Genomic DNA, 10,902 nt, shown 5'->3' with positions numbered 1-10,902 from the left:
GTCTTAAGCTTCCTTCAGATTCGCAGTCACCCACGACACCCTTGCTCTCGACTAGTGGTTGGAAACTACAATCCTCCACAGTGGACTTGCACCACCTAGTTATTAACCATGCACGGCACACGATAAAAAAAGGGCAGACAAATGCCTACCCTTTTCATGTTACATATGAGACCAGTTAATTTTGATCAAGCCTCAATTTAAAGCCTACCAGGATGGCGGCACTGGGAGTCCACTCATTATCCGATGTATAGACAAGCACACTAAGGGGCAAGCCCAGAGTCTTGTTGACATTATATGTGTATTTTGTCATGATGCTGGGACCGGAAACCTGAAAAACAGCCTCGTGACGTGGAAAACGTTTCTCTATGAGGGGAGAGGCATAGTCGACACGAAAGAAAAGTCCTGACTCATCCAGTGAGGCTGCATCTCCGTTTTTAAATTCCTCTGTGGTATCTCCAGCAGCCACATTATAACTGCGTTTCAGATTCTGGAAGCTGACACGATCATCAATGATCTGACTATGGTCAACCCGGGCGATGACACCACCGAGACGGATTTGCAAGGCACCTGCAAAAAGTCGCTTCTCTTTACCAATGGGAAAACCTGAGAGTGTGGTGTTAAAACTGAGATTCATCAAACCACCCAGATCGTAGCTATTGATAAAGGTACCACTGGCCAGGGCTGCCTCCAGGGATTGGAAAAATAACTCCCCATACAAAACCTTATACTTAAAGGCACCAAAACCACCAATACCACCGGTGAGGTGGTCGTCAGCATCATCTGTTCCTGCGCGGTACCCCAGGGGAATGGAGGGTGATGGGACCTGAATTCCCATCTTGAAGATGGGGGTAATCACACCAAAACGGGCATATCCGGCTTCTCCGTAGGGACGACCAAAAAGCTCATTGCCCCATTCAACGGTGATTCCACCAGATTTTCCGAAGAGATAAACCAAGCGATCTGTACCAATCTGTAAATCAGTATGGGTCCAAAATGATTCGACTTCCAGATAGTCAATTTCTGGCCGATGTTTTGTCGACTCATAGGGTTCAGAGGTATCCAGATGATAATAGGTTTCTTTCTCGGAAATGGTCTGAGCCAGGGTCGAGCCCAGCACCCACATCACCTCCATATTATCGATGACATTGTAACCTTCTGAGACGGTTCCATAGCGAATTTGATAGAGCTGTCTTTGACCCGATTTGGATCTTACCGCAATGACATTGTCTGTTGAGGCGATGGGGGGTAGATTCGTTTCGTTAAGGGTGATAAACTCTTCCACTGCATTCTCAATAAGCAGACGAAAGGGTTCATACTCAACAGTCCATGCGTCAAAGCGACGGGGGTCCAGCGTGGGTGGAGCTTTGGGCTGGGCCCAAACGGCAGAAAGTGAGAGTATAAGTGTGAGTGTCATCAGGAGCATTTTGCGAATTGATATAGTCATTTTCAAATCCTCCTAGAAGTACACTGCTATGGATGGGACAATGTAGAAACCAGGTTCCCATTCATATTCAAGCGCTGTGGTTGAGCCCGGTGTGGGATCAATATAATTGAATGTCATTGGGCTCCAGAAATAGGTCATATTCAAATTGACCCCCAGCCATTCCGTGATGGTATAGGCCGTGGTAAAGTCAAAACCACCAAAGCCATTCAGACTAATGTTGAGTTGCGCCGCCAGCTTGATTCGATTAAAAAAGCGGTTATTCATATCCGAGGCATATTCCGCCCGGAACAGACCAAACACAGATTCCAGGGGATCGCTTTTGTCCAGCAACCCAAAAGCACCAATACCATCTGAAACACCTGCTTCAGTATCCAGGACATTACCATAGGCAAATTGCATATAAGTAAAACCTATTTGAAGTCGCAATGATCCCAGAGGGACAAAACCTGGCTGATCGGCTGTGGTTCCAATACGGCTGGTAAAGCTATAGTAGAATTGACCTGAAGAAGGGTTATAGACCACATTGGAAGGATTCAAGAATCCTGTTGTATCCGTATTTCCCAAAAAGTTCATGTCCTGAAAAGACAAACTGCCTCCAAAATTGGGGGAGTCAAATTTCAAAACACCACCGAATGTACCTTCAAGGGGAGAGTTGTTATTCTTCATCAGATTTAAATAGGATGCCGGGAGTGTGACATAAAACTTCAAAACTTCTGTTGCCAGACCCATGTTCAGGGTCCGGGAAGCAGCAGCCGGAAAACCAAGATCTTGTCGACCAAATTCCGTGGCAAAAGCAAAATTGGGATTCACACGAATAAACATGCGGGGGAAAACTGAAATATCCACGCGTCGATGTGTCCACCAGAAAGCATCACGGACCTGCTTGTTACTACGCTCTTCAAAAACGTTAACAACATCACCGCGGCCACCACCAACATCTACAGCTGCCAGGTAGTCCCAGTTGTATTTACGACTTTGAATGCGCTGAATCATTTCCATATCCATGCTATCCAACACGGTATTCACCAGCTTGTTCAAGACGCCACTACGACCTTTGGCATAAATGCTTTCCAGGCTGGCATTGCCCTCCACATCTATGCCGACGATCACTCGTAATTCATCGGTTTCCTGAACTTCCAGTTCGGCCATATCATCAATTTCCATAAGGGTATCGATATAGGCTTCCATAAAGCTGCGGCTGAATTCACGATCTTTTACAACCCATTCCAGCTTGCCAGTTTCCTGAAATCCCTGTGCCCACATGGTGGATACAAAGACAAGCATAATTACTGAAGTTATGAGGTTTCGTATTTTCACTGGTCCCTCCCTCTTATCATTTCAAACATATTATATTCTACGTCTTTCGTTTAGTAGTTATAGATAAACATTTTGCGATATGATGTTTCACTCTTGTTCTTGTCATCTACACTAAATTTGATTTCTTGAGATTCAACATTATCGAAGGGCTCTTCCAGCTCAACTTCCCAGCGATAGATCTTTCGGCTTCCCAGAACCTGAGCTTCTCCCAGCTGGCGATTTGATCCGATGCCACCTTTCTTTCTGAAGCGGCGGATACTGTTGTTCTTACCATAGGTGGTGATCTCAAAGGTCAGGTAATTCCCATCTCGACCCACTGGATTGATTGAAACCTTGGGTGGCGGAGGTTTGACCACAGTAACGGAGTGACTCATGCCTTTGACTTCACGTCCATCTACGAGGACCTGGAAGGTAATCATCCCCTCTTCAGCCAAATCGGGAAGCTGGGCAATGGTGCCTGGCATAATCCCACCGCGTACTGCCGTTCCGCCGACTCGAATAGAGGTTTCAGAGGAAGGAATATCTCTCAGGGCACCTTCAAAAATATAGGGGTCTCCTACATAAGCTTCGGTGATGGATGGTGCTTTTTGCCAGAGTGGTGGTCTCACCTGAAGCTGGAAGTCCACATCAACATATTCTTCGTCAGAAAGCCTGGTTCCCCGGAGGGTAATCTGACCATCTTTGCGGCCTCTACCCGAAACCACAGTGACGGGTGTGTCGGCATTTAGTTTACCAACCAGATTACCACCCTTAATGGCTGATATCTCCAGATCATCTGCGTCCACGATACCACCAATAATTACTCGAACTTCCCAGGGCAGTCCTTCAACAATACTGACCCGGGGGCGATCCACTGTAATTGTAAAGGGTGCCTGAATGGCTCCACCGGCAGGATCCAGTGTGTTTTGGAATTGCTTTGTCAGGGAAATTTTGCCCACATCGGTCATGGCATCCATGATCTTGTGGACAATGGTTTTATCTGAATAAGATTTCTCCAGCTCCAGTTGTACCAGATCTTCATCAGGCATCACACTGATATCCGCTGACATGCGATAGAGAATTTCAGCTTTTAAATCAAAATCTGATTTGGGGATGATGGCAAGGAAGGTCTTGTTGTCCGGATCTTGATTTTTAGGAACAAGATTGTAGGACAATTCTTGAAGATCTAGTTCTTCTGGCGCATCAATGGGATTGAGATGAATGGTACCCTCAAAGGAATCTTTTGAAAAGGCCCCCTCAAGGGAGACTTTCAAGTTGATGGTATCTTTGCTATGGATATCTGTGGCATTACGAATCCTGACAAGATTCTGGATTTTATCTTTGGATACTTCCAGAAGGATTTTCTTCTGGTTGTCTTTGAAATGTTTTACTTCACCTTCGATAGCGAAGAAGCTGACAATCGTGGCGATATAAATGATAAAATAGACTTCGACACGAGCTTGGAACTTTTTCTTGCGAGCCATGCGGCTACTCCTGTCGTTTTATTTGGCACTCATATTAGCGCTTAACAATCGTTGGATTTCATTGCGGACCCGAATATTGATCTGTTCATCAGCCAGTTCTTTCAGGTGTTGGTTCAAGTTCTCGCTTTGCTCAGCATTTTTTGCAAGTTTATCAATGAGGATACTGGCTTGTTTGGTGAATTTGTTGATTTCTTTGGCAACTTCAGGGACATCTGCTGATTGTACAGCAAATTCTTTCACTGGTGCAGGGCTACCGTCTGCGGATTCCCCGCCACCTCCCGCTTCAGCCGCTTCCTCTTCAAGAGTGATGAGAAAAGTTTCTTTTCCGGCCTGATAAATGGTCAATGCATACAGAAGCAAGAGGCTAAACTCAACTAGCAGCGCTCCAATTGTCACGATTTCTATAAAGCCGAAGCCTTCTTCTGCCACAGATAGAACGGTTCTTAACCCTGTGACTAAAATGAGAAACGCAGCTCCAGAATACACCAGGGCCTGTCGGCTGGGGTATTGCTCCATAACTGTCTTTTTTCTGGTATATCCCTGTTCTTTTGCCATAGCTTTTTCTTCCGTTTTATTCAGTTAAAAATGACGTCTCTAGCAGTAAATCTGATATCGTAACCACAAATTTTTGCCGGTTTTTAATAAGTCTCTAAATGTTGCTTAACAGGTTTGCTTTGTCAAGGAGGATTCTTGTCATCTATGTTTCGGCATCCTATTTCTGAAGTTCAATATCCAAATACCTCGACTCGTAGGTATCCTGTGCACTAAAGTCATATTCAAATTGCGTTTCCCCGGTAGTCAGTATGACCATTCTATCGGGGGTTTGAGTGAAGTTTACGGTCTGGCTGCCATAGACCACTCTCAGCTCCCAATCGGGGAGGGCATGATTCATGGTAAATTCATATAGAAATTTCTGGTTGTACACCTCATCCAGGGCTTTATAAGTGAATCCGAAAGACAGATCCCTGTTGGAGACCTGAAAAATTAACCACTCTCCCTTATCATCCTTAATAATGCCACTAATCGGCGCTGTGTCATCACCAGCTTGAACCCAGGGGGTGGAGGCATTAAAGGGCAGGAGACATTCAAACCTTAGGGGCCATTCCAGGCCATCCTTTAGTCGTCCCTCAATTTTAACATCAAAATTCTTGTATGCTGGATCAGGATGAATGGTCATTCTAAAAGTACTGAAGGGGGTTGATTTTGGTGCCCAATCTTTAAAAGCAAAAATAAAGGGAATGGATATCCAGACTTCTTCTGGTCTGCCCTGTCTGGTAGCTGGCTCAAAGGCGGTACGCTTGATGGCGTTGGTCACGATCTGATCCAGTTCAGGGTGCAGGGGTTCTATTACCTGGGTTTGTTTAACCTGGCCTTCAACTGAAATAAGCGCATTAACTGTCACTGTCCCTTCAATACCTGCCTCGCGAATAGCCCTGGGATAGTGAATACGCGTGCTGAGGGTTTCATACCCCCCAACTGGACGGGGTTTTACAATTTTCGCCGAGTCCTTTTCACCAAAAATCCAGGCACACTGCTGGAGAAGCAAGAGCAAACAAATCGCCTGGATCACCGCTATTGGAAATCGATATTTTTGTGCTCGCATGATACACCTCCCTATGCCCTATCTATATGATTTGGAATATAAGGTCTTGCCTGTTAATAACAATGATTTAGGGCACAGCAAACAGCCACCGGAGAGTTGTCCAGCCAGGAAGTGTAAGTGCAATATCAGTTAAAAATTAAAAGGGGAAGGAGACTCTTTCCATCTACTCTGTTCAAGGGTTGTACGCCAAGGATATCACCGATGGTGGGTGCCAGATCCACTGTTGCAACAGAATCCATTAGCGTTGCAGATTTTAAATTGATAGAGCTGAAAATCAGCGGAACATGACTGTCATAGTCATAGGGTGTACTGTGGGAAGTTCCGTAGGGCGTTCGAAACAACCAACCCTCTTCAATCAGGGTGTACACATCTGGACTTAATTCTGGATGCATGAAGTTTCTCAAACGATAGGCAAGATGATCTTCTGGCGTGGCAGCCAGGAGTTCGGTCTTGGTGTAGAGACGATATATCCCTTCGACTGATTCCATGTAGGTCTGAAGGATAGAGTCAATTACGGCCTGATTCACACCCATGGAGTCCATCAGGGCAAAATCGTAATAATAGCTGGAACCTTTACGAAGGATGTAATTGTGATCTCCATAGAGGGAATCCAGCTCAGCATATGCTCTGGACCGGGTTGCCAGATAGACTTCCTCATTTATCCGGCCTCCTGATTTATTCATGATGTGGGTCCAATGCTCAGGCAGGGGTAAACCACCATGATCAGATGAAAGGGCAAACACAACGTGTTCCAGACCCACTTCCTGATCAAGGAACTCTATAAAATTCATGAGGTAGCCATCAATCTTATGCAAGTGATCCATCACTTCATGGGAAAAGGGACCGTAATAGTGAGCCAACCAATCCATGGTGGACAAACCAATATTCAGAACATCTGGTGAATCATCCTGACCTAAAGCGGATTTCTGAACAATCATGGTTGCCAGATCAAGGGTGATGCGATCCATCCAGGGTCGCCCTGGCAGTTCCCCGTACACCTTTTTATCATCCCAGTCCGCCTCAAAGCCGATGGGAAACACGGGGCTATAGGTTGCCTTCTCAAATTTATCTGTCTCACCGTAAAAAGAATCGCCATGTGTATATTCAGCGAGGAGTTTCAAGTCTATGTCTGTGTTCCAAACAGAATCCCGGTAGCTGAGTGCATTAAATTTCCGGTTAAAGTCATGAAGCCACTCAGGTATTGTGTCAGTGTAGTAATCCGTGGTGGTAAATGATCCCTTGTAATTGTACCAGGTGGAGAGGTCAGCGTTTTTCCCTGACATCATAATTGAAGCTCTGTCTTTTGTGGCAACGCCATACACTTGTGATTGGGGTGAAATGGCTTTTAGCCAATCACCATAACTGGTGCCATTGACCTGATTATAGGAGACCTGGTTTGCCGGTATATCCAGTTCATTGGCATCTGGATCTTCTACACAGTACACATCTTTTTGTTTTATACGATCATACCAACTGTTGCCCAGTAGGCCAGCTGGACCAGGCTGTAATCCAGATCCCAGAACAAAATGTCCTGGGCCTGTGGCGCAATACCCGTGTTCATGGTGAGCATTGTTAAATCGGTTGCCATGATCATCCAACCATTTAAAACCCTGTGTAAAAGTGGGGCGATAGTGATCATATGTAAAATAGGCGAAGTGATCCATGGCGATAACAACGACGAGACGGGGTTTCTCGTCAGAATTGCAGGCGATGAGAAGAAGTATGCTTAACAATAAAATGACAACGTTTCTGGTCTTCATTTTTCTCCTATGATAATTCGATCCCCCCAGGCAGGGATTCGAATTCCTGCCTAGACGTTTACGGAAATTCTTTACAAGGCCTTCATGGCTTCAAGATGCGCTCTTAGCTTGTTCAGCGATTGGGCGTAGTGATCCAATTTGTCATGCTCTTTTGCAACCACAGCTTCTGGTGCCCGGTCTACAAAATTCTTGTTGGCCAGTTTGCCCTGAACCGATTTCAACAGTCCTTCAGTGGTGGCGATTTCTTTTTCCAGTCGCTCCACTTCTTTATCCAGATCAATGAGGCCTTCCAGAGGAATAAACAGTTCCATTTTCTCCACCATGGCAGAAGCTGCAAAAGCAGGCTTCTCCACATCAAGACCCAGTTTGATGTCATCGCAGCGAGTGAGTTTGGCAATGGTTTCACTGGTTTTGGTCAAAATGTCCAGTTGGGCCTGACTATGGACGCGACCGACCAGTTTGATGCCCTGTGATGGTGGTACATTCATCTCGGAGCGAACGGTCCGAACGGCAGTAATGACTTTCTTTAAAAAGTCCGTTTCTTTGGCCTCGGCAGGGGCATTGAATGCTTCCTTCACTTCTGGCCATGGTGCCACAATGAGGTCAGGCTCATCGACCAGCTTAACTTGCTGCCAGATCTCCTCACTCATAAAGGGAGCGTAGGGATGGAGCATTTTCATGATATCACGTAGAACATAGATGGCCACAGACATTACCGCTTGCTTCTGAGCCTCTGTCCCATCATACAGACGTATCTTGATCATTTCGATGTACCAGTCACAGAAATCATTCCAGATGAAATCCCAGAGCGACCGGGCTGTCTCATCAAAGGAGAAGTTCTCAAGCTGTTTTGTCACCCGGGAGATGGTCACATTGAGGCGGTGGAGAATCCAGCGATCGGGGAGCTCCAGGTCCTGCCATTTTTCAGGATTGAGGTGGTCCGCTGTGAGATTAAAATCTTTGTTCATGAGGACAAAGCGACTGGCATTCCAGACCTTGTTCATAAAATTTCGGGCCACATCTAAACGTTCCTCAGTAAAGAGGATATCCTGGCCCTTGGGAGCGATGAGCATGACACCAAAACGCAGTGCGTCCGCGCCATATTTTGCAATGAGGTCAAGTGGATCGGGGGAATTCCCCAGGGACTTGGACATCTTACGACCATCGGCATCCCGAATAATGCTGGTGAAGTAGACATTTTCAAAGGGAATGTCACCTTTGAACTGATAGCCTGCCATAATCATGCGAGCTACCCAGAAAAAGATAATATCAGGACCGGTAACCAGGTCGTTGGTGGGATAGTAGTAATCGAGATCCTTGCTCTCCTCTGGCCATTGATGTACAGCGAAGGGCCATAACCAGGAGGATGACCAGGTATCCAGAACGTCTTCATCCTGATGCAGTTTGTCTGATCCGCATTTGCTACACACGGAGGGGCTTTCAACCTGAACCATGATTTCGTTACAGTCCTGGCAGGTATAGACAGGAATCCGGTGACCCCACCATAATTGACGACTGATACACCAATCCTTGATATTGGTCATCCAGTGTTCATAGGTCTTGGTCCAGTGAGCAGGGTGAAATTTAATTTTATCGTTGCGCACTGCCTGGAGGGCCGGCTTGACCAGCTCGGTCATATTCATGAACCATTGCTCAGACGCATAGGGCTCAATGGGCACATTCCCGCGTTCGGAGTAACCCACTTTGTGAACATGCTCTTCAATTTTTTCCATGAGATTGAGCTCATTGAGTTGTTCAATGACCACTTCCCGAGCTTCAAAACGATCCAGACCAATGAATTTGCCTGGTACATTGTTATTCAGGCTGGCATCTTCATTAAAAATATTGATGAATTCCAGGTCGTGGCGCTTACCCATTTCCCAGTCATTGGGATCATGGGATGGTGTGACTTTAACACAACCGGTTCCAAAATCTTTATCCACATATTCATCAGCGAAAATGGGGATCTCGCGTCCCACCAGAGGTAATATGACGTGCTTGCCAATAAGGTGCTGGTAGCGCTTGTCATCGGGATGGACCGCCACACCAGTATCCCCCAGCATGGTCTCTGGCCTGGTGGTGGCCACAACCAGAAAATCCTTTGAGTCCTTGATGGGATAACGCATGTGCCAGAGATGGCTGTTGCGTTCCTGATAGATGACTTCTTCATCGGAGATGGCTGATTTGGTTTTGGGACACCAGTTTACCAGACGTGTCCCGCGATAGATGTAACCGGCATTATACAGGGCAACAAAGGAATGGAGGACGGCTTTGTAATAGTCGTCATCCATGGTGAAACGTTCCCGTTCCCAGTCACAGGAGGCGCCCAGCTTTTTGAGTTGCTCGATAATAATGCCACCGTATTTTTCCTTCCATTCCCAGGCATGTTCCAGGAAGGCGTCTCGACCAATCTCATGTTTGGTGATGCCCTTTTCCCGGAGCATGTTCACCACTTTGGTTTCTGTGGCAATGGAGGCATGATCGGTACCGGGGATCCAGCAGGCTTCACGACCCTGCATACGGCGCCAGCGCATGAGAATATCCTGCATGGTGTTGTTGAGGACATGGCCCAGAGTCAGAATGCCAGTCACATTGGGTGGTGGGATGACGATGGTATAGGGTTCCTTGTTCTCATCTGGTTCTGAATGGAAGTAATTTTGTTCCAACCAGTGCTGGTACCATTTGTCCTCAATGAGAGAGGCGTCGTAACGTTTACTGAGTTCTTGAGTCATGTTTACATCTTGCCTTTATTTATCAACAGCCAGTCATTGCGAGGACACCGCTGTAAGCGGGGGACGTGGCAATCTCGAATTTTGAGATCGCCGCAGTCGCTATGCTCCTTCGCGAAGACGGTAAGGAGCTTTCATTTCTGAGAATGACTGTATTCTATTCAAATTTTCAAGCTATGAATTTAGACGCCGTGAGAGGGTGGTGTAAGGGGAAATTCTTAAAGTTAACCGAGTTGACTGAGTTATTGAGTTGGTGGGTTTAATGGGTTTGTGGGTCGGGGTTGTTGCGCTCATTACATTGGTGGGATCGTCATGCTGAGCGGAGTCGAAGCAGGGTGATGGTGGATGTTAACTGCAGAGAGCGATAAGGGCGCTGAGTCGGGAGTGCATGCATTAATAGGTCTAAGCGCTACGTCCCCAGAAGTGGGTTCAGCATGACGGTCTGAGGTGTCCGTTCCCCAAGAGGTCGGAGATTGCCGCAGCTTTCACTCCGTTCAAGCTTCGCAAAGACATAAAGGAAATATGGCCGCCGGATTACGATGCCCGGACATTGAGTAATCGAAATGTCCAGTCCCTTGCTGAGGCC

General features: G+C 46.5%; 7 protein-coding genes. All 7 read right to left on the bottom strand.

The window, feature by feature from the left end; translation table 11 throughout:
- Positions 1-175: 175 nt before the first annotated feature.
- The 7 genes from ISR87_14700 to ISR87_14670 all read right to left on the bottom strand — a co-directional run bounded on the left by ISR87_14700 (position 176) and on the right by ISR87_14670 (position 10,319).
- Positions 176-1,444, bottom strand: coding sequence for a hypothetical protein (locus ISR87_14700; GenBank protein MBL7026690.1), 1,269 nt, complete (start codon positions 1,442-1,444; stop codon positions 176-178).
- Positions 1,445-1,456: 12 nt separating this feature from the next.
- A complete protein-coding gene (locus ISR87_14695) occupies positions 1,457-2,761 on the bottom strand; it encodes a hypothetical protein (protein ID MBL7026689.1) in 1,305 nt (434 codons plus the stop codon).
- Between the two features lie 50 nt (positions 2,762-2,811).
- Positions 2,812-4,224 carry a hypothetical protein gene (locus ISR87_14690; GenBank protein ID MBL7026688.1) on the bottom strand — a complete coding sequence of 471 codons (1,413 nt, stop codon included), beginning with the start codon at positions 4,222-4,224 and terminating at the stop codon, positions 2,812-2,814.
- 18 nt (positions 4,225-4,242) lie between these two features.
- Entirely contained in the window at positions 4,243-4,779 is a 537-nt protein-coding gene (locus ISR87_14685) for a hypothetical protein (GenBank protein MBL7026687.1), read from the bottom strand.
- A gap of 157 nt (positions 4,780-4,936) precedes the next feature.
- A complete protein-coding gene (locus tag ISR87_14680) occupies positions 4,937-5,827 on the bottom strand; it encodes an energy transducer TonB (GenBank protein MBL7026686.1) in 891 nt (296 codons plus the stop codon).
- Between the two features lie 125 nt (positions 5,828-5,952).
- The gene (locus ISR87_14675; GenBank protein MBL7026685.1) at positions 5,953-7,587 is read right to left on the bottom strand and encodes an alkaline phosphatase family protein; all 1,635 of its coding nucleotides are present in this window, start codon (positions 7,585-7,587) and stop codon (positions 5,953-5,955) included.
- 71 nt (positions 7,588-7,658) lie between these two features.
- Positions 7,659-10,319: a valine--tRNA ligase gene (locus tag ISR87_14670; protein MBL7026684.1), complete on the bottom strand. Its 2,661-nt coding sequence runs from the start codon at positions 10,317-10,319 to the stop codon at positions 7,659-7,661.
- Between the last annotated feature and the right edge of the window lie 583 nt (positions 10,320-10,902).

This window comes from Candidatus Neomarinimicrobiota bacterium (assembly GCA_016784545.1).
Classification (GTDB): Bacteria; Fidelibacterota; UBA8477; order UBA8477; family JABMPR01; genus JABMPR01.
The sequence above is the reverse complement of the archived record's forward strand: the minus strand, read 5'-3'. Positions and strand labels throughout refer to the sequence as shown.

Bases quoted from the DNA above. Each gene is read 5' to 3' on its own strand.
- ISR87_14700 (MBL7026690.1), bottom strand. From the start codon at position 1,444: ATGACTATATCAATTCGCAAAATGCTCCTGATGACACTCACACTTATA.
- ISR87_14690 (MBL7026688.1), bottom strand. From the start codon at position 4,224: ATGGCTCGCAAGAAAAAGTTCCAAGCTCGTGTCGAAGTCTATTTTATC.
- ISR87_14685 (MBL7026687.1), bottom strand. From the start codon at position 4,779: ATGGCAAAAGAACAGGGATATACCAGAAAAAAGACAGTTATGGAGCAA.
- ISR87_14680 (MBL7026686.1), bottom strand. From the start codon at position 5,827: ATGCGAGCACAAAAATATCGATTTCCAATAGCGGTGATCCAGGCGATT.
- ISR87_14675 (MBL7026685.1), bottom strand. From the start codon at position 7,587: ATGAAGACCAGAAACGTTGTCATTTTATTGTTAAGCATACTTCTTCTC.
- ISR87_14670 (MBL7026684.1), bottom strand. From the start codon at position 10,319: ATGACTCAAGAACTCAGTAAACGTTACGACGCCTCTCTCATTGAGGAC.